Here is a 20,613-nt window from a genome sequence, read left to right as displayed (position 1 = left end):
ATCCGGATTTAAAATCGAAAATACACGAGCCTATGTATTTTTAGATGGAATGCCATTCTCAAAAGGTAAAAATCGGCGTAAATAATCTAATTGTTCTTCTCCGAATGTTACAAAATCACGCCAACTCTGAGCTCTACATATGTTAGCGCAGATAACAACAAATAATAGTTCCGTTAAAGGATACAATTTTTTTCTATCAATTCTTGGATCTTCGAGCGTGTCGAAATGATATAAAAATCCAGGTACATCTTCTGATGACAACATTAAATTCTTTGTAAAAAAAAGAGTTTAAAAGGTAATGATAATTAATGCATTAATTCAGATTGTGCCAATTTGCAGGAGATTCCTCGCTACGCTCGGAAAGACGTCTCATTTTTAATGGGACAGCCTTGCAGGATAATCTATATCTCATTGATCTAAATTATTTTATATTTTAGACTCAATGGCCATTTACTTAATTCACAATGTACATTGGTAATGAAGATTCGTCTATAGAGAATATTATTCATTACACGACCTGAACATTATCATTTGATTGGAACATTACTAATGAAAAAAACAAGGACTTTTCTTTCTTTAACTGTCGTACTGTTCGGTGCTCACTCCTTTGCTGGTACTGGTGGGGTTGCATTTGAAGAGAATACAGGCTGGACTGGTTTTTATATCGGTGCTAATGCCGGATATTTATGGTCTGCAAACAATTTAATCAGGAATTTGGGAATACCTTCTTATTATAATCCAGTTTATTACCCCTTCTCTCAATCAATGTCTGAGACGATAGCTTTTCTTGGATCTCATGAAATTGATAATAAATTAGGAAGTTTTATAGGAGGGGGGCAAATTGGGTATAATGCTCAAATTATGGATAAGCTGGTTATAGGAATCGATGCAGATTTGGATGCCATAGCTCCAACAAGCAGTACCAGTAATTTTGTTAGCACAGTAACAACTCCTCTACTGCCCGGAGTGACTCATGTTGCCAATATTTCCCTTACTAAAAAACTGGATTACCTTGGTTTACTTAAGGGGCGTTTGGGGTATTTAGTTAATCCCACTCTGTTGGTTTATGGAGCGGGTGCTTTTGCTTATGGTGGTGCGACATTGAATACCCAGTATACCGTAACCAACACGCAACCTGTTTTTACCCCCATGTCGGGTTATGCTTCGGTACATGATGTTTTAGGCGGCTGGGCTGGTGGCGGTGGCGCAGAATGGTTAGTAACTCCAAAATGGAGCGTTAAAGCGGAATATATTTATTATAATTTAGGACCTATGCACAGTTATCTGAATCTTACTCAGAATGCAGCGTTTAATCCCCTTGTTGAATATGCAGCTGCTTCAGTAAAATCCAAAGCGGAATTTACTGGAAATGTTTTGAGGGTTGGCGTTAATTATCATTTTGGATAATGATTTTTTATTGAAAGCATCAATTAAGCGCTGATTACACTCAATACTTCACATTTCCGCGGTTTTGATCTTGGAATCCTGGATAGCGGTGCAAAATAGTGGATCCCGCGGTCAAGGCCGCGGGAATTCGGTTGAGATGTGTTTGTTCTCTACGCTTTGAATTTCCTCGGCTTTGACTGAGGAATGAGTTAGCGCCGTTATCCTGAATCTTGGGATCAAAGCCACAGAAATTCGAAATGCAGCATTAGCGCCCATCTCAACCGAATTCCCGCGGCTAAGACCGCGGGACCCATGATGGTGGCATTGAAGTATAAGATACCGCGGTCTTCGCCGCGGCATTTCGGCTGGGATTTATTCAACTAGAGCAACTGCTTGATGCTTAGTCATAGTTGATCCAGAGAATAGAACTGGACTGGCTTTAATTAAAGTAAGGCTTTAAAGTCTGTTGTACATCCAAATCCAAAGTTCCCGAATTGGGATTAATGGCACTAACGGTGTCGCCAAGATAGCCTATTGCCCAAAAATAGACATTATTGGTTCCTATGCCGCTTTCTGCCAGATAAGGCATTAACGATTGGGTGAAGAAGTTTTTACCTGCGGCAGTTTTCCAGGATGCTTCGCCTAGTACGATAGGAAATCCCGCTTTATGCAGGAAGCCCCAGCTCCAGTCAAAACGTAAAGTACTCGCAATTCCAGGTTCGGTTTCCCAGCCAGCCACTTCTTTCGGATATACGTGAGGAGAAAAAACCAAATGTCCATTAGTACCTGCCTTATCATCACCCAATAACCAATCCACAGAATTTGAGTTTAGGTCGGGAACCTGTTTGTATAATTCATTAGTGAATTTATCAGAGTCAAATTGTGCGACTCCATTCTTTGCCAACTCTTTATTGAGCAGAGGTTTAAAATCTTCCCCCCAATTACCCTTAAATGAGACGACGTCCTGACTGTCACCGCAAGTACCCGGATCATTCCAATGATCGAAACCATTCGAGTAGCCTGGCACGTTGTTTTTGGCGATACAAATGATTGGGTTGTCAGCATCATCGTTACCACCACCTGAGCCTTCAACAAATAATAAAAGATCGGGGTTGGTCTGATGAATTGTTTTTGCCGCGGTGGCAATAACCTGAGTCCACGCGACTTGATTATTTTTGGTTTTGAACCAGTTGAGCTGGTAGGGCTCATTAAAGACATCGATACCAATGACATTATCAAGACCTCGTTGTTTTATTTCATTGGCCAGAATTGTTAAATCTTTGGCGTACTGGTTCATGTTATAAACGGTTCCGTCACGCATACCATCACCGTAGCCATAACGATGATGCATGTCGATCATGACTTTAACCTTATTCTTTTTCATTTCCTCAAGCACTATCCACAATGCTTGTTTTGGGCTTACTGCTTTGTCGCAAGCTTTACCGCTTGCATGCCACGATTTACAGAACAAACCATTACCTGACTCGGGTTTGTCTTTATTGGAAAGCGCTTTATTTAAATCTACTTCAGACTGGTCGTCATAAAGAACACCTGGTTGAATAGGTAATCGCACGGTTTTAAATGATACTGCATTTTGTTGGTCCACTCCTGAATCAGCATAATCACCGGGGTGTACTAATAAATCCATCAAACCTGCGCGTACTGTGTTTGAATCTGTGGTCATACTGTAAAAGGGATTGTTTTGCAGACCTTGAAAGACATTAGTATCCTGAAAGCCTGACCAGGATATACCGTTTATGGAGACTTGATTGCCTTCATTGTCATAAATTTGACCTTGATGAGTGTAGTAGGCATTTGCGTCCAGCGTTATACCAAGCAATAAACCTAAACTGAGGTATTTTATAAAGCGCATGTGTCATTTCTCCATACAAGGTGAGTATTAATATTTAAATGAATGAGCGTTAAAAGTTTATTATTTAAACATATTTGAGATTCTTTTGTTCATTTTAGTCTTGGATTTTACAAAAAAATTACATCTTGATGCGCCTGGAGAGGTGAATAAAGAGTACAACATGCTTGATAGAAAGAAGTGGAGTCTGTTGATAATTGCCAAAAAGTGTAAAAAGCAGACTCTGTCAGGGTATAAACGATACATGCTTTCTAACGTCAGACATTCCATTGGCTGGATAGGATTTATACCAGAAGAAAAGAGTCTGACGTTTAAATTATTTCTTATTTATTAGGGGCTGCTGACATTTCATTATTTTCAAGCCTATTTTCCGCGACTTGTTCGCGGAATCGATAGATCTTGCGCAAAACAAGAATATATTACGCCTCTAAAGATTGAATTCGATCCCGCGAACAAGTCGCGGGACGTCGAAACTTGAATTGTCAACAGACCCTAATAACAACGCAAAGCACCCCATGCATTTCTCCAGCATCCGGGATGAGCTGGTGCCGGTGTTGAGAATGCGCCAGGATGATTTAAGACGCATGTTCCATTGTATATTGCTCTGTGAAACCCATAGCCACAGCCTTGAGCTGCATTTGCAATGGAAGAAAAACTGACGGCTAAAAACAACAAACCAACCATAACACCTGTACGTACAACGCCTGAAAAGCACATAGAATGTGTATTCATGGCATCCTCCTTAGTTTTTATTTGTTTTCCTGCAAACTAAGTATAGTTCTAATTTTTATAAAAGTGCGTATTTTAAAATCAAAAATTTTTTATGAATAGGGGGCTGATCATTCATCAGATTGGTACCAACATCTCGTGACCTGTAAATCAGAATTGTGACTACATTTTTGTCTAAGGCAGGATTGGGGAATTATCCAAATTCATCGGAAGCAGCTTATTTTTACACTGCTGTCCTATTAAAAATATGACGTCTTTCCGAGCGTAGCGAGGAATCTCCTGCAAGGTTGCACGATTTTTTAATGGGACAGCCGTGCTTATTTTTAGAACGACTCAAGATTCCAAAAGAAATGTGTTACTATTGCCCCATTTTAAAGAACAGATTGTTAAAAGTACAATCAGTTCTAATCGTGCAGAGAATAACGATTTCTGGAAAGGTTGCATACTCTTCGATTTGGTTTTTATTGTATCGGGGTTTTTCAGGAACACTGAGTAGAATAATCCAGGTATAATGTTTCCTTGCGATTAAGCTAAATTGAAGGGGGAAAAGGTGCTCTGTAACCTATCGCTTATTCAAAATTCTCTTTAAAATAAACATTTTATGATATAAATCACATAATTAATATAAGTGAAGGCTCTCAGTGAATTATCGTCCAGATGTAGATGGGTTAAGGGCAATTGCCATTATATTTGTTTTGTTTTTTCATAGTGGCCTGAGCCTGTTTCCTTCTGGTTTCGTCGGGGTTGATGTTTTTTTTGTAATTTCCGGTTATTTGATAACCAGCATCATCTATCAGTCTTTAATTTATGACACGTTCTCACTTGTTTCGTTTTATAACCGAAGGTTATGGCGTTTACAGCCCGTTTTTATTTGTTTGCTTGCAGTCAGTTTACTGATGACGTTGCTTTTTTATTTGCCTGACGATTTAATTAATTTTGGGAAAAGTGCGCGTAAAACCTCTGTATTTCTATCCAATTCGTTTTTTGGAAAGGTAACCACAGGTTACTTTTCACCAGACAGTAACCAATTACCTTTGTTGCATACTTGGTCCTTATCTATTGAATGGCAATGTTATCTCATCCTGCCTATTGCTCTGTATTTTCTGCACACCTTCTTTGGGCAGCGTCGGATAGTCCGAGTTATTTATATTCTTACGGTATTATTTTGTTTCATATCCTTATATTGCTCATCACATACCCCAATTAAAACCTACTATCTTTTATCGAGTCGTATCTTTGAATTTTTAATCGGTTCCTGTGTTGCTTTGGGGCAGCTTCGTTGGTCATTTAACAAATACTTCATTAATATCTTAAGTACCATAGCTCTTGTCACATTATTTTACATCGCAATGCGTCAAGACGTCAGTTTGGGTTATCCTAATGGTTACGCTTTTGTTCTCTGTCTTGCCACAGGAATCCTCATCGCTACAGGTCAGTGTGAACCTAAACCCGTTTGGAGTCAGGTTCTTTCGACAAAACCCCTGGTATTTATTGGATTGCTTTCTTATTCTCTGTACATTTGGCATTGGCCCATTTTTGTTTTGATTCGCTATCTCAATATAGAAGAGACCTCTTTAGTTCTACTGTTTGCTTTTTGTAGTGTATTTATTGTGGCTTACCTTTCCTGGCGGTATATAGAAAAACCTGCTGCCAAAGCAAACAAAACGCCCTTTATAAAAAGTGCAATTATTTTGTTAGCGGTGCCGGTGAGCCTTGCCCATTTAAGCGACTTCATCATTAAAAATGAAGAGGGTTTGCCTCAGCGATTTGCTGAAACATCCAGATTGTATGCGACTTTAAATCAATTTTCTGATGAACAAAGACCTAAATGTCTTCAGGGTAAAAATATTGAAATAAATCATGATTGCGTTCTGGGTGTAAAAAATTCAGGAAAGAAAACAGGATTTTTAATTGGTGATTCTTATTCCAATCATCATTGGCGATTTCTAGATACTATTGCAAAGGAAGCTGATGTGTCCATTCTTGCTCATGCAACCATTGCCTGTCTTACACTACCTGGAATATTCCAGTTCGATATGTTTATTAAAAATGGAGTTTACCAGGCATGTCATGATCAAACTGCTCGTTACTATTCTATGATTCGAGAGCATCATTATAATTATGTGATATTGGGGGAAAACTGGTACGGTTATCTGGGTGATAAAATTATAAATCGAACAGATGACCAGCGATCTTATGTGTTAACTCAAGAACGGATTAAACAAGGTCTGGATGATGCGTTGCAGATTATTGTTACCTCAGGGGCAAAACCGGTTTTAATTAAATCCATTGCATCCACTCAAAGAAATCCCCATGAGTGTTTTTTTGAGCATATTAAAAGGCGAAGTTCTTATAATTCAGAACAATGTGAATTTAATTTGATTCCAGGCGATCAACAATGGTTTGATGATCTTTTTGCACAGATGAAACAGAAATATCCTCAATTGGTAGTCATTGATCCGCAGATGGTCTTATGTCCTAACGGGCGCTGCAAGGCCGATATTGATGGTGTGCCGGTGTTTAAAGATGAGGGACATATCACTGATTATGCGTCATATCAATTGGGCCGAGCCTATTTGCAGCAGTACCCAAATCCTTTAACGTAAAGTGCGCAGAACGCCAGCCGCGACCAGATCAATAATGGGTTCTCCACAATGTTGTGCAATGTCCGTGCGTACTTGATTGCGAAGTCGAATGATCTCCTCCCAACTGTCATCTTTCGGAGTTATGGGCTTACCAATGGTTATCTTTATTGGAACAGGCTTAAGTACGTAGCTGCCGTCTCGTAAAAAGAGACGCGTGCCAGCTATAGCGACTGGACAAACATCCGTTTTAGTTTTAACTGCCAGACTGAATGCGCCTAATTTAAAAGGACGTAATCCTGTAGCATAACTAAAGGTGCCTTCCGGAAAAATTACAACAGAATGTTTGTTTTGAATGATTTTTTCGATTTGATGCATATGTTCAATACTTTTCATAAAGTCCAATCGATCTACCACTAAATAACGCAGTTTTTTAATAAAAGTGCGTATGAACGGTGTTTTTAACAGTTCCTTTTTTGCCGTAAACACAATGCCTGGCGGCAGGACAGCCAACAAGAGCAGGGCATCAGTGTAGCTTGCATGATTGGAGACAAAAATCAGCGGTTTGTCATCGCTTATATTAATGGCACCCTCAATGTGGATAGGGCACATCGCCAATCTGAACCACATGCGTGCTGCCCAACGGCTTATATGAGCGCCTGTTCGATGAGACGCAAGCAAAACGATCAGCCAGGCAGGAAAAAGCGTCAGCAGGAACAGGATGCCCAGATAGAGTGTATAGATTAATTTTCCTGTAAAGCACGACAGATCGTATATCTTTTTACCTGTACTCATCACTACTAATCTAAGCATTTGCATCCGTGCTGAGAGTCTATTGTTGATAAGGTTTCCTGCAATAAATGCTTGTTTGCAAGCAGATCGTTGCAATTTACCGCTTGATGTTTTAGGAACAGTCTTGGGTGGCACAAGAATAATGTGATCCGGTACGATATCCAACTCTACTGCCATCGTGTCGATAATTGCGGAACGAAGAACAGATTGTGCTTGGTGTTTATGCTCATTCGTTTCCGCAACAACAATTAATTGTTCTGTTCCAGTCCCAGGATCATTGGCACCAAAGGCGATAACACACCCTTTACGAATATTGGGTATGCGATTCACCAGTTCTTCTATTTCTTCTGGATACAGATTTCGTCCTGCTTTAATGATGAGATCCTTTTTTCTACCTGTAACGAACAACTCCTTATCCGCCAGATATCCCAAATCACCAGTGTCCCACCATCCTTGATGATATGCATTTTGAGTCGCTTGCAGATTGTTAAAATACCCCTGCATTGCAGAAGGACCCCTGAATTGAATGGAGCCAATGGATCGTTCTTCAAGTTCATTATCATCTGCATCGACAATCCGCACTTCATGTCCCGTTAACGGCAGTCCGCAGCCTATAAAATCGACTGTTCCCTCATTATGTGATGCAGGAATGGCTTTGTTAGTCTGTTCAAAAGCATCACGCTGAATACTATCTATTCGAGGTTTACGCCTGTTTAAAGGAAAGGTCAGGCCAACTGTAGCTTCTGCTAATCCATATACTGGTGCAAAAGATTCAAGTTTAAAGCCATAGGGGGAGAATTTTTTACTAAAATTCTCCAGGGTTTTGGGATTGATGGCTTCGGCACCATTAAATGCAAACTTCCAGGAACTGAGGTCTAATCCTTCAATCACTTCGTTATTGATTTTTTTTATGCATAATTCATAAGCGAAATTGGGACCACCTGAAAGGGTTGCTCTGTGATAATGCAGTGCCCATAACCATCGTTCTGGTCGAGTTAAAAACGTCAGGGGCGAAAGGATGGTTATCGGAATTCCATAATACATGGCTCCAAGCCAGCTCATCAGTCCCATATCATGGTATAGAGGTAGCCAGCTGACTACTGCATCAGTAGGCTGAACTGGTATTGCTTTGCCTATAGCTCTTATATTCGAGAGCATGTTGTGATGATGGATGACCACACCTTTAGGATCTCCTGTGCTGCCCGATGTGTATTGAATTAAAACCGGACTTTGCGGATCCAGCTCAAACTTGGGTAGACTTCCAGTCGCCATTTTAAGTTGATCTGTAGTTGTTACTTCTATAAGACTTGGTACAAAGGCCCCCAAAATCTTACTCAATGTTGATGCTTCCGAGAAGGTAATCAAGATTCTGACTTCAGCATTATGTAAAATTCGCGCTTCCCGTTTTGCATATTCTTCAATGCGGTCAGGACGAAATGGGGGGTAAATTGGAACAGGTATGGCCCCGGAACATAATACGCCACAAAATGCATAAAAAAATTCGGCACAGGTAGGAAGCATTATTGCAACCGTATCTCCCTGTTTTATTCCTTTAGAATACAAGCCCCGAGCTATATGTTCTGCCGAACTCAATAATTGTGAATAGGAGATTATTTCTTCTTCCCCCTGTTCATTTTGCAAATAAAGATGCGGTCTTTGAGCCTCTTCTCTGGCATAGACAGTGAGTACTTCGATTAATGTTTTGGCGGAGCTTAAATCCATATTTGAAATGCCAAGAGGGGCAGATATACTGTGCTTGAGTTTACTTTCTGACAAGGAATGAGGACATTCCATGATTAACTTGGTCAGATCGTTTAATGATTCAATGTCGACCAGTGCGCGTTCAGGAAGTTGTATGGAAGATTCCTTTTCAATACGGCGAAAAAGTTCCACTTTTCCGAGACTGTCAATGCCTATGTCTCTATCGAGTGACGCATCGAGTGAAATTGCCTGACGTCCACGTTCAGCACCCAGATCCGTCATAAATTTATGGACAATCAAGATCAGTTTTTCTTCGATTGCCTGTTGGCTTGATTCTTTCTTCATCATTCAATTGATCCTGAATAAAGGTCAGGTTCACACAGCTTAAGTGATGTTTTATCTGTTCAAATCTGATCTTTTGAATGAGCGACATCAGAGTTTAAATCGTTGGTTTCATGATAAAAACTTCAGATTTGGCTGGATATATTATAATTATAGATGATTGGTTGCGAAAAAATGAACAAACCAAAGGAACTCACTGGTTATGCTCCTGGGGCTTTAAATTAATGGATGCAAATAAGGAATAGTGACTGCCTTCTTTTTGTGGTTTGCTTTCAACAAAATACACTTTATTGACTGTCATTGGTGGTATAGGCGGTAATTTAATGTGGCTCAATTTAATGGAGTTGGTCAGGTTTTGATTGGACCGTATCGTTCCTAAAGTCATATGCGCTCTAAAAAGCCTTGTGTCTATGGGGATGTTCATTGCTGTTAAGTCATGACCAATTATTGCGGAAAGGGTATTTAATACTGAGACAGGCCCTACAGCACATGAGAGTATTTTAGGATTGGATGAGGTTGGAAACCATTCCAATGGCCCCAGTTCCAACTCAAATGAGTTGGTATTTTTCAGTGAACTTTGAACATGTTCTATCAAATGAGGAACGCAATCTAATCTAATGGAACTTAAAAATTGCAGAGTGATATGGAGGTATTCGAGTTTACTCCATTTTATCTCCGAGTTTGAAAAGCAGTGTTTTATAGCCTTAAAATGGGTTGAAAAAAAGTCCTGGATAGGGGGCTCCATCATAATAGCAAAGAAAGAACGCATTGTTTTCATAGTCTAATCTGTTACAGAAATTCTATATAGGCCTGAATTGAGTGTATCGTATTTTTGAGGGAATGCCATACCTGTTTTGGATGAATCATTTGCCAAAATAACCATTAAATTAGCATCAATATTTTTAGGTACCATTATGATTGGATATAGTGCATCAGATTTTCAGCTAAACTAATAATATCCTATTCATAAAATCAGGTATTTTGCTTTATGAACGAACTCTCATTGAATCGAGAACCGGCCATCCCAATTAACGAGAATCTCTGATATGAATGGGCTTTATCGGTTAAAAAGCTCTGTGAAGCATAATCTGGTTGTTTTGTTTTTTTACATTGTAACCGGATACCTTGGCTTAATGCTCGCGGTTCCTCCGGGGTATGCAACAGCCATATGGCCACCATCTGGAATTGCCCTTGGCTTTGTACTGGTTTATGGTTTGAGCACTTTGCCGGGTATTTTTATTGGATCGTTCATTCTTAATTTCTATATTACATGGAACAATTTTGGCAATGCTTATGATGTGTTTGTCCTGGTTACCGGTGTTATCACTGGGACTGGTGCAGTACTTCAGGTATTAATGGGATGGTTGCTAATAAAATGTTTTATTCAACTCAATAATCCATTGCACCTTCCCAAAGACATTCTATTGTTCGCACTTCTTTCTGGCCCGGTTTCATGTCTGGTAAATGCAACCTTAAGCAATTTTGGTTTGTATTGGATTGGTGCTCTTGTGCCGGAAAATCTTTTGACGAACTGGGTTACCTGGTGGACGGGAGACAGTGTCGGGGTTCTTATTTTTACACCAGTCATTTTGATCACTTTGGCTCAACCGGCAAACCTGTGGCGTAGCAGGGTGGTACCTATATTGCTTCCTTTATGTTTTACATTCTGTATTGTATTTCTGGCTCATCTGTTTTACAGCCAGGCAGAGTTCAAGCGAGTGCAATCAAAATTTATTGAGTTAACACAATATAAATTCAGTCGATTAGCAGATCAGCTTCATTTATCGATGGAAATTGGTAAGGAAATGGCTGTTTTTTTTACAATTGTACCTGATATAAATAAGGATGCTTTTCAGCGTCTTGCTCATTTGATAATAAGGGAAAATTCATCGATCCAATCCATATTATGGGTTCCCAAGGTAGTGGATCACACTAAAGGGAATATAAAATTTCAATCTCCAATTACAAAAAACGTATCAGGACAACACCGTTCTTCAGGCACAATAACAGAAGAATATAGAGTTCTTTTTTATCTATCAAAAACAAAGGACTCTGTTCAAAAAGGTGATACTTTATCCTCAGTTTTGCACTTGAATACAGTAAATCATCTCATCAAAAAAGAGAGCTCTTTTGTTGTTCCCGACTATCCTTTCAAAAACGCTCGCCTGGATGGTGTTTCTATTGTTACACCCGTTCTGAGTAATAACACTATTGCAGGATTTATCGTGTTACGCATTAATATTAATGAGTTATTTAAGCAAAATTTCAATAATTTTTTAAAATACTCCCATTTGAATGTCACTCATATAAGCGATGATGCAAACCATACCGCTGTATATGAAATTTATGATCAACAAATTTTCATGAATCCATCACGATTAGTTCACACGTCTTCAAATTTTGTGCTTGCCGGGCAGATATGGGGATTTAATGCAATTTCATCGCCTTATTTTATTAATAGGGAATATTCCTGGCAGGTGTGGTTATCATTGACCACAACTCTGTTTTTTTGTGTGATTATGAACATTATTTTATTTATTTTGTACGGACAACGTTATTTGATTCAATTTCTTGCTGAAGCCCGGACGATGCAACTGCAAGCAGAACAAGCAAAAAATAAATTGTTGCTTAATGCAACCGGTGAAGGGGTATTAAGAATAGATCTTGATTATAAAATAGCGTTTATCAATACGGCAGCTTCCAAACTATTGGGATATTCCAACGATGAACTAAAAGATGAGTCCATTTATAAAATTTTGATTGAAAAAATAGCCGATGTTCATGCTCCTCCGATTGAAAGTCTTGCGGTATATCGTGCCATTAATGATCAATCAGTGATAAGAACAAAAGAGGCCGTCTTTTGGAAAAAAGATCACAGTTACATATGGGTAGAGTATACCTGTATTCCTATTATCGTGGATAACACGGTTAACGGGGCTGCTATTATATTCAGCGATATATCCGATCGGCTTGAAAATGAAGCCAAGTTAATGAATATGGCGCATGTTGATCCTTTAACCAAATTACCTAATCGATTGAGTTTTTTTGAGTTTTTGGAACATGCGATTGCACGTGCTCAACGATCTAAAAAGCAATTTGCAATCTGTTTTATTGATCTCGATAATTTCAAGTCGATTAATGATACTTTAGGCCATCTCTATGGCGATAAATTATTGACTATATTGCCTCAAAAAATAACCCCTCATCTTCGTGATACGGATTACTTTGCACGTATAGGCGGTGATGAGTTTGGGTTAATTTGTGAAGAGACCTATAAAATTAACGATCTCACCAGGATCATAAAGCGTATTTTAGCTGCTTTTGAAAAACCAGTAAAAATTGATGATCAATATGTAAAAGCCTCATTAAGTATTGGCATTGCTTTATTTCCTAAAAATGGCATAGATTCCGAGACATTGCTTAATAGTGCCGATAATGCAATGTATCAATCCAAAGGAAAGGGTAAATCCACCTTTTCATTTTATAGTGAATCTGCAAATGAGAAATTATTGAAATACAATCAAATTGAGGATTTTTTACTTCAGGCAATCAAAGAAAAATCATACAGAATTTATTATCAGCCAATGTTACACGCCGTAACCCATAAAGTGTTGGGAGTCGAAGCTTTATTGAGATGGGAAGATGAGCATCTGAAAAACGTACCTTTAGTTGAATCGTTATTAATCGCAGAGGATCGGGGTATTATTTATGAGCTTGGTAAATTGATCCTGCAACAGGCATTTAAAGACTATCGAGATCACTTTGATGGTAAATCGAATTTGCTTTTGGCAATGAACATTTCAATAAAACAAATTGAAAACACTTCATTTACCCGCTTTCTTCAAATCTTATTGAAGAAATTTCGAATACAACCCCACGAACTGTGTCTGGAAATCAACGAAAACTCACTCATCAATGATTCAGAGTACGTAATAAGTGTTATGAACCGATTGAATGAGCTTGGAGTACAATTTGCTCTGGATGATTTTGGAATTGGGTATTCATCCATTCATTTATTAAAAAAACTCCCCATTTCTTTCATTAAAATCGACCGTTCATTCATAAAAGAACTGGATATGAATTCGGATGATGCAACCATAGTGTTAACAACCATTCAGTTATCACATGGTCTGGGCCTCCAAACCATTGCTGAAGGCGTAGAAAATACGATGCAACTGGAATTGTTAAATAAATGGGGATGTAATATTGTTCAGGGGTATTATTTTGCTCAACCTATGCCTCTGAATGAATTATTAGACTGGATAAAGGCTCATGAGTTGGCATTAAAAACAAAACAAACAAAAAACGAAGGTGATTCTTTGTAAATGACTTAACAAAGGGAACAATGCTCGTTTATTCCACTTGCTCCATAATAAATGCAGAACTCTATACTATAATAAAATGAACCTATTAAGAATTTAGTACGCAGTTACCTTAATTGAGGAGTTTAGCTGTATTAACGGACTGCTTGGAATACGTATGGAAAAAATAATACTCTCATTGCAACAGTGTAGAGCCATTAGTAAGACCTTGTCTGTAGGTGTTATTTTTCTTGGTGGTATTGGTGCTTGTGGTTGGATCTTTGATATTGAGGCATTTAAGACCATATTTCCAGGCATGACTATAATGAAATTTAATACCGCTATCTGCATTATTTTGATGGGAATTGCCTTGTATTTGGTCGTTTCCAGGAGCTTCGGCAGGCTCAATCGTTTTATCACATCCAGTATTACGACATTAGTATTAATCATCAGTTTATTGACTTTATATGAATACTTATTTGCTGCTGATTTGGGTATTGATGAGCTTTTTTATAGGGACAACCCAACAAATCCCTTGTATTTTCCCGGGCGCATGGCGTTTAGTACGTCGCTTAATTTTGTTTTTGCCGGTATAGCTGTGCTATGTATTGATTCAAAATCGTTACCAGATTGGACTTTCCAGGTTTTTATGTGTCTGGTTTTTCCGATTACCATGTTCAGCGTTTTATATTCTGTAGCGAATGTTGAGCCTAATTATGTAATCGTAACTTATATCAACCTGGCCATACATACCATTCTTGCTTTTCTGTTAATCAGCGCGACGTTATTGTTTATTCGACCTACGGTTGGGGTCAGTTTCATTCTATTGGCAGATAATATGGGCGGGCGATTCGCTCGAATTTTATTACCAGCATTGTTAGTTGCATCCATTGTGATCATTGAGCTAATTACTTTAGGAGTAAAATATCATCTCTATGGTAACACTTTTACCATGATCGTTGCGGTCATCGTTTTTTTAATTATGATTACGTTTATTCTGTTTGTAGGTATTTTAATCATGAGTAGGCTTGAGGACTATTCCGATGATCTCCTGCAACAACTAAAAGCACGAGAACAATTGTTTACTGAATTTACAGAAAACATTGATCTGATTTTATGGAGAATGCCAGTTGATTCAAATGAATTAACCTATGTCAGTCCTGCGTTTGAAAAAATTTACGGTCAGTCCCTAGACTCATTATATCAAGCGCCAGACAGTTGGTTGAATATGATCATTCCCGAGGACCGCCCCAGGATTTTGGATGCAATCGAACAGATAAAGCGCGGCGCTTCCAATATTATTGTAGAAATTAAAATTTTACGTGCCGATGGAGTTATTTGTCAAATATCAGATCAGATTTTTCCCCTAAAGGATTCTAATGGAGAGGTTTTGGCTATCCTCGGCGTTGCTACAGATGTGACTGCTAAATACAATCTGATGATGCATCAGCAACTACTGGCAGAGTTGCATAAAAATCTGAGTGAAACTCAGGACATCAGCATTTTTTCACAAAACATATTAAAAGCAATCTGTCAGGCCATTGGTTACGATATTGGTGAATTTTGGTTGTTGGATGATAAAGACAATACCTTAACCTGTCTGGCCAATTGGCTGAAAGACGATTTGGCCATAAAACCTAAATCATTAAAAACGTTGTATTTGAATACCGAATCAGAACAAGCTTTTCAAATCAAGTGCTTAAGACAGAGAACAATTCAATACAGCGTCGACCCTGTCAATTTGAATCATCTTTATCAAAACACGAAGGGTCAGGAACTGAATTTAAAAGAAGTTGTGGGGATTCCTTTAATGGTGTCCGAGCAGACTATTGGTGTGATGAGCTTTTATAATCGAATGGAACTGAATCTGAATATTGATGTGTTTAAAATTCTCATGGAATTTACTGCCAACTTTTCAAAATACATCCAAAATATTTTATTGATCAATAAAATGAAATTTATTGATAATTACGATCCTTTGACCGGTTTATACAATCGCTATTCATTTATTAAAAAAATTGATGAATTTATTGACCATAAGGTCCCATCTTTTGTAGTGATTAAATTGCAAGTAAATAATATTCAGCTCATTAATAATACTATGGGGTATGATGTAGGTAATAAATTATTCCAGAGTTTGGCTAAAAAATATTTTGATGCTTCATTATTAAATGTTGATATGATTGCCATCCTTCAACCTGGTGTTTTTGGCTTTTTATCCCACACACTCAACGAGACAAATTCTATAATTCCCTTTGTAAAAACATTACTTGAGATTACTCTTAAACCGTTTAGAGAAAATAATCTGGAGCTATTTTTAACCACCAATATTGGTATCAGTCAATATCCGCAACATGGGGTTACCAGTGCCCAGCTATTAAGTAATGCCATATGGGCGCTTATCGAATCAACCAAAGAAGGAAGTCATCAGTTCAAATTTGCTACTTCAGAAACACTCACACTTCCCGCACGGCAACTTGAAATAGAAAGTGCCCTGCATGCGGCTATTTTAAATGATGAACTGGAGCTTTATTATCAACCACAAATTTCCTTGAAAACCGGTAAAATTACTGGTGTTGAAGCTTTAGTGCGCTGGAATGATCCAACAAATGGTTTGCGATTACCTGATTATTTTATTCCTATTTGCGAAAAGTCCGATTTAATCATGGACGTTAGTGATTGGGTTTTACGTGCCGCATTTAAAGATATAGTGCGAAGTGAACATCCAATACGAACAGCGATTAATTTAACGGCACGTCAATTCAGCTCTTCCTATAATCTTGTGGAAAAAGTGAAGGCATTATTGGCGGAATTTTCTATAAATCCTCGATTTCTTGAATTTGAAGTGACTGAAACTATATTGATGACTAATACGGTGCAAACAGTCAAAATAATTAATGAGCTGCAGGAATTAAATGCTCGTATCACTCTGGATGATTTTGGAACAGGGTACAGTTCATTTGATTATTTAAGAAATTATTGTCCTGAAACTCTTAAAATAGATAAATCATTTATTGACGAGCTGCCTGACAATGTTCAAAGCATTAAAATAATAAACGCAATCATTACTTTGTCTCATAATTTGAATATCACCGTGGTTGCTGAAGGGGTGGAAACGGCTGAACAAGCAAATTTCTTGTTAGGCATGGGATGTGATGAAATTCAAGGATACTATTGTTCAAAACCGTTGTCTTTCGCTAAAATCCAGGCATTTATAAAATCGGATAAATCCTTTAAATTGCATGTACCAAGAAGAAAAAAGACATCTTTTTAGGGGGGGGGGGTTATCACTTCTCAGGGGCTAAATAACCAGCCTATATTTCCGACAAGAAAATAATCGTTGGGTTCTTGATCTCCATTTAAATGTTGAACCAGCGGTATTCCTATACCCACCTGAAGGGTTAAATGCTGCGTTGAAAACCAGAGGGATGGAGTAACCCCAAAAATCTTCCCTCCGGTATCGGGTATGGCTTGATTGAATATCGATGACTTTTCAGCGATTATTCCATTGAACTCTACCAGGCCTGCAAAAATATATTGATTGGGAGTACTGTGAATGTTTCTTCCTAATCCAAACTGGTAAAAATATTGTGCTCCTGGTTTGAAATTATTATGTTTCGGTGTGAATATGGCTCCAGGAGATACAAAACCATACCAGTTGACCGAGGTGAAGTTGTAGGTTGTACCTAAAAAAAATGTGGGAGATCCAGAGCCTGTTGGGGGTGATTTTTCCAGGGAACCAGTGGGAAGTGTTGTATTGGTTACAAAAGTAGCCTGCGTTGTATAGCGGCTATTGGATGTTTCCAAAAAGGCATATTCTAATTGAATTAACGCATCAGACAGCCCAGAAGAATGAGATGTGTCTTCTCTGTAACTTACGGCTACTGGAAGGCTTATATAAAGTGATGCAGTGTCATAAAGTCCATAGAGAAACGAGGGGGTGGCTGTAGTAAAATGTTCCATTGGAGCCTGGATGTAAGTCGGTTCCAGGAACAGTTGACGTTGCCCTCTATCGACTATATTTTGTCCGAATGAAACCAGTGGGCTGGGTTGTTGAGCGGTAGGCAAGGCAAAATTGCCTATGCTGGGAGGTTGATTTATATCAGTGGTATTCGTGTTTTCTTGCTTTGCATAAAGATTCGATTGCAGGAGAATGCATGCAATTAAGTGAAACATACTGAAACAACAATATTTATTCATGAACACTCTTGGTTAAAACAGCGATGAAGCGATTTATCCAGAGTATCTTAGATGATGTATTGTCACCAAGTAAATAGGGGTTGTAGAGTTGATACTATCAGGACGATTCTCTTGAACAGAAAAAAAATCCAGTTTAAAACGACTTTACTTCATATCACAGATTGATCCAGAAGCCGGATCAATCTGTGATACCTGGGTTTTGTAGAAACTAGAATCAGTGATCTGTCACTCGTTTCTCTTTTGCGAGTATGAAAAGTCATCCCCTCTGATGTCTTGCTGTGTTGATGAACTTCCTTCTAAAGACGCTCTAAAAAAGGAATGATGATCCGACGCGGAGGGTGTTCTTTGGGTTGAAGTATTTCTTCGTTCCATTTCAAGAAACGTATTGATCTCTTGGTAATGAGCCACTTTATTGTTACAAAATGGTAGATATCCATTTTGAGTCTGAATTCTAAGCGCTCTGGCATAGCCCTCTAATCCCAGTTCCTTTTTGAGTAGCTCGGTAAAGGAAATTAATAAATCCATAGAACCTAGTGCGGCAATTTGATGTAAAAAGGTAAATCCTGATTGAGTTTGACATACAAGGAATGAGTGGAATTTTTGAGTATCTGTTCCATATAATGATTTCACCTCATTAAGGTAAGCAAACAAAGTATCCTTATTATAAAATTGTCCATCACATAGTGCGTTATGTAATGGCGTTTTGCCACGTATTGGATTGATTAAATATTGCAGATAAAAATGAGGTTCATCCTCCATTATGTGTTTTTTATTGTCCAGAAAAAGCGCAAATTCACCGGGTGTTGCACTGATTAGCGCACTCGTGATTGAGTGAAATGTTCTTGTGACTCTGGTTTGACTTGAGCTAGAGCTTGAACTGTGACTTGAAGAAGATGCCGTTGAATTTAAGGTTCTTCCCTGAATCCCTGCCTCCATCTGTTCAATAAAATGGACCTGGACAAATTTGTCGTCTCTTAAGTTGGCCATCCATTTGTTTACCAGTTGCTCAATAGCACAGTCCATTGATTCTAGTCGAATGTGAATCGCTAGTTGACTGACAAGGTTCGATAGAATGTGTTTAAATTGATCTTGAGTTACTGTTTCAATTGCTTCAGTTTCATTTTGGTGCTGTACACTGAATTTTTCATAATCGTGTAATTGTCTTGCAAAGCGTTCTTTGAGCTTTGCTAATTGCTCATTAAGTCGAGAAAATAACCTTGGCTCAGTATCCTTACACAGTCTGAGAGCTCGCTTTATTAAATCATAATCCATGATAGCTTTGTTACTGCCATCCAGGTCTTTAATCGACCAAATTGCTCGAGCCAGAGCGCCGAGCATTGCAGCAGTAAATTTTCTCGAAGTAGGCTCATCTGGTTTCAGCACCGAGGATAAAATGTTAACAAAAGAGGATTCCATCGGGGATTGGGGTTGCTTGGGGGATTCATCCTCTCTCAATCTGGGTTTTTTAGAAGTATGCTGTGTCGTTTCTTTGCTGGACGAAGCAGGCACTGTTTGCTCTACTTCACTAAAATGAACTCGTTTCTTTTTAAGAATGGAACGTGCTGAATTAACCGTGTCTCGAGATTGATTTATAAATTGAGTAATTGGCAGTAACTGTTCCGGTTTATCACTGTAGAATAACTTAGCGCATCGGGCAAGAAGTTCTAAAAAATCATCATCGCGACATAATTCATATCCGGCATGCAATTGGTTAATGTAGTTTTGTTTGTCTTCATCGGACCATTCGAGGAGGGTGAATACGTTAAGTACTTTATTAAGCGGACTGAGGATATTAAAGTACCATTGTTGTTTATTATATACCGTGGCCCATTGATTTCTTTGGATCTGTTCAATGGTATTATCGAGCTGTCTCTTCATAAAGAGCGCTACCATTACATCGATTTGATGTAATACCACGGAAATCATGGCGATTGAGTCAACAACCTGATCTTTTTGTGCTTCCTGATTTAAGGCAATTAATCGTTCCTTGATAGGGTTAAGCGCTTCAATCAAGTCATTGTATTCAGTATAAGCCTCCAGTTTCAAAGAATTAAAACGGTTAAGTTCTTCATCAATTTTTTGTCGAAGCTCTCGAGAGAGTAAAATACCACTTAGTGTTTTTAGTGCTTCTTTAACATCAGCAGCTTTAGCAGATGGCGTCGATTCAGAGGTTAATTGATTATGGAGTTTTAAAATTCTTCCGAAGGTAATCCAGGCGTGATCTAACGGAAGCTCACCGCTTTCATGCAGTGCCTTTGTTGCCATGTTGAGCAGCAGATCAAATTCACTATCAACTATCTTGGTAATCAGAGGATTGTGAGGTTCAGATAAATAGGGCTGTATTGTGCTTTGTATTTTAATGATTTCAGCCAAATAATCGAGAATAGTGTGTGCTGTTTTGATGTTTTGTAATGTCGGGCTGTAAAGGCTTTTTTGTATGGCATTCAATGCGGTGCCTAATATGAAGGGCTTGAATGATTCCTCGGCCTCGTGAAATTCTTTTTCTCGTAATTGAATGTAGGCGATTAATTGTTTTAATTCTTCATTAAGAGCATTGCTGTCGCTTTCTTGAGATATCAGGGTAGAATCATGTTGTGCTATCATTTGTATTTATGACCATAAAGGTTAAAAAAAAGCCATGCTAGCACAGGGTGAAATTTTAATCAATTAGTTGTGGATTTGACTTTGAATAATCCTCAAAGGCAGAGGA

Annotated in this window: 12 protein-coding genes; 5 read left to right on the top strand and 7 right to left on the bottom strand. The window is 38.4% G+C overall.

Translation table 11 applies throughout. The features are described from left to right. Positions 1 to 30: 30 nt before the first annotated feature. Positions 31 to 264, bottom strand: a complete 234-nt coding sequence (locus tag ELY21_RS07260; protein WP_127108244.1) for a transposase family protein — start codon at positions 262 to 264, stop codon at positions 31 to 33. Positions 265 to 549: 285 nt separating this feature from the next. Between ELY21_RS07260 and ELY21_RS07255 the strand changes: the two genes are divergently transcribed. Next, positions 550 to 1,407: an outer membrane protein gene (locus ELY21_RS07255; RefSeq protein WP_127108242.1), complete on the top strand. Its 858-nt coding sequence runs from the start codon at positions 550 to 552 to the stop codon at positions 1,405 to 1,407. A 418-nt stretch (positions 1,408 to 1,825) separates the two neighbouring features. Here ELY21_RS07255 and ELY21_RS07250 read toward each other — a convergent pair whose 3' ends face one another. Then, on the bottom strand, positions 1,826 to 3,259 hold the full coding sequence (locus ELY21_RS07250) for a cellulase family glycosylhydrolase (protein ID WP_127108240.1): 1,434 nt from the start codon (positions 3,257 to 3,259) through the stop codon (positions 1,826 to 1,828). Positions 3,260 to 3,344: 85 nt separating this feature from the next. Between ELY21_RS07250 and ELY21_RS07245 the strand changes: the two genes are divergently transcribed. Next, positions 3,345 to 3,590 (top strand): hypothetical protein, encoded by a 246-nt coding sequence (locus tag ELY21_RS07245; protein ID WP_127108238.1) that lies wholly within the window; start codon positions 3,345 to 3,347, stop codon positions 3,588 to 3,590. Positions 3,591 to 3,748: 158 nt separating this feature from the next. On the opposite strand, the gene ELY21_RS07240 is transcribed toward ELY21_RS07245, so the two are convergent. Continuing rightward, entirely contained in the window at positions 3,749 to 3,988 is a 240-nt protein-coding gene (locus ELY21_RS07240; RefSeq protein ID WP_028384998.1) for a GCG_CRPN prefix-to-repeats domain-containing protein, read from the bottom strand. A 638-nt stretch (positions 3,989 to 4,626) separates the two neighbouring features. On the opposite strand from ELY21_RS07240, the gene ELY21_RS07235 reads away from it, so the two are divergent. Then, entirely contained in the window at positions 4,627 to 6,591 is a 1,965-nt protein-coding gene (locus tag ELY21_RS07235) for an acyltransferase family protein (protein WP_127108236.1), read from the top strand. Here the strand turns inward: ELY21_RS07235 and ELY21_RS07230 are convergent. Together ELY21_RS07230 and thpR are read right to left on the bottom strand one after the other, a co-directional pair. Beyond that, a complete protein-coding gene (locus tag ELY21_RS07230) occupies positions 6,583 to 9,408 on the bottom strand; it encodes an AMP-binding protein (protein ID WP_233588680.1) in 2,826 nt (941 codons plus the stop codon). The genes ELY21_RS07235 and ELY21_RS07230 overlap by 9 nt on opposite strands. Positions 9,409 to 9,595: 187 nt before the next feature. Next, positions 9,596 to 10,180 (bottom strand): RNA 2',3'-cyclic phosphodiesterase, encoded by a 585-nt coding sequence (gene thpR / locus ELY21_RS07225; protein ID WP_127108234.1) that lies wholly within the window; start codon positions 10,178 to 10,180, stop codon positions 9,596 to 9,598. 268 nt (positions 10,181 to 10,448) lie between these two features. Here thpR and ELY21_RS07220 point away from each other — a divergent pair, with 268 nt between their 5' ends. Both ELY21_RS07220 and ELY21_RS07215 read left to right on the top strand, forming a co-directional pair. Further along, positions 10,449 to 13,727 carry an EAL domain-containing protein gene (locus ELY21_RS07220; protein ID WP_127108232.1) on the top strand — a complete coding sequence of 1,093 codons (3,279 nt, stop codon included), beginning with the start codon at positions 10,449 to 10,451 and terminating at the stop codon, positions 13,725 to 13,727. 154 nt (positions 13,728 to 13,881) lie between these two features. After that, a complete protein-coding gene (locus tag ELY21_RS07215; protein ID WP_127108230.1) occupies positions 13,882 to 16,977 on the top strand; it encodes a GGDEF domain-containing phosphodiesterase in 3,096 nt (1,031 codons plus the stop codon). Between the two features lie 20 nt (positions 16,978 to 16,997). On the opposite strand, the gene ELY21_RS07210 is transcribed toward ELY21_RS07215, so the two are convergent. Then, positions 16,998 to 17,903: a hypothetical protein gene (locus tag ELY21_RS07210; RefSeq protein ID WP_127108228.1), complete on the bottom strand. Its 906-nt coding sequence runs from the start codon at positions 17,901 to 17,903 to the stop codon at positions 16,998 to 17,000. Between the two features lie 225 nt (positions 17,904 to 18,128). Beyond that, positions 18,129 to 20,507: a hypothetical protein gene (locus ELY21_RS07205; RefSeq protein WP_127108226.1), complete on the bottom strand. Its 2,379-nt coding sequence runs from the start codon at positions 20,505 to 20,507 to the stop codon at positions 18,129 to 18,131. Positions 20,508 to 20,613: the final 106 nt, after the last annotated feature.

It is taken from the genome of Legionella sp. km535, assembly GCF_003990085.1.
Lineage (GTDB): Bacteria > Pseudomonadota > Gammaproteobacteria > Legionellales > Legionellaceae > Legionella > Legionella moravica.
The sequence above is the reverse complement of the archived record's forward strand: the minus strand, read 5'-3'. Positions and strand labels throughout refer to the sequence as shown.

Excerpts from the sequence above, each read along its gene's own strand:
- ELY21_RS07205 (WP_127108226.1), bottom strand. The coding sequence starts at position 20,507 with ATGATAGCACAACATGATTCTACCCTGATATCTCAAGAAAGCGACAGC.
- ELY21_RS07250 (WP_127108240.1), bottom strand. The coding sequence starts at position 3,259 with ATGCGCTTTATAAAATACCTCAGTTTAGGTTTATTGCTTGGTATAACG.
- ELY21_RS07240 (WP_028384998.1), bottom strand. The coding sequence starts at position 3,988 with ATGAATACACATTCTATGTGCTTTTCAGGCGTTGTACGTACAGGTGTT.
- thpR (WP_127108234.1), bottom strand. The coding sequence starts at position 10,180 with ATGAAAACAATGCGTTCTTTCTTTGCTATTATGATGGAGCCCCCTATC.
- ELY21_RS07230 (WP_233588680.1), bottom strand. The coding sequence starts at position 9,408 with ATGATGAAGAAAGAATCAAGCCAACAGGCAATCGAAGAAAAACTGATC.
- ELY21_RS07220 (WP_127108232.1), top strand. The coding sequence starts at position 10,449 with ATGAATGGGCTTTATCGGTTAAAAAGCTCTGTGAAGCATAATCTGGTT.
- ELY21_RS07255 (WP_127108242.1), top strand. The coding sequence starts at position 550 with ATGAAAAAAACAAGGACTTTTCTTTCTTTAACTGTCGTACTGTTCGGT.
- ELY21_RS07260 (WP_127108244.1), bottom strand. The coding sequence starts at position 264 with ATGTTGTCATCAGAAGATGTACCTGGATTTTTATATCATTTCGACACG.
- ELY21_RS07215 (WP_127108230.1), top strand. The coding sequence starts at position 13,882 with ATGGAAAAAATAATACTCTCATTGCAACAGTGTAGAGCCATTAGTAAG.
- ELY21_RS07210 (WP_127108228.1), bottom strand. The coding sequence starts at position 17,903 with ATGAATAAATATTGTTGTTTCAGTATGTTTCACTTAATTGCATGCATT.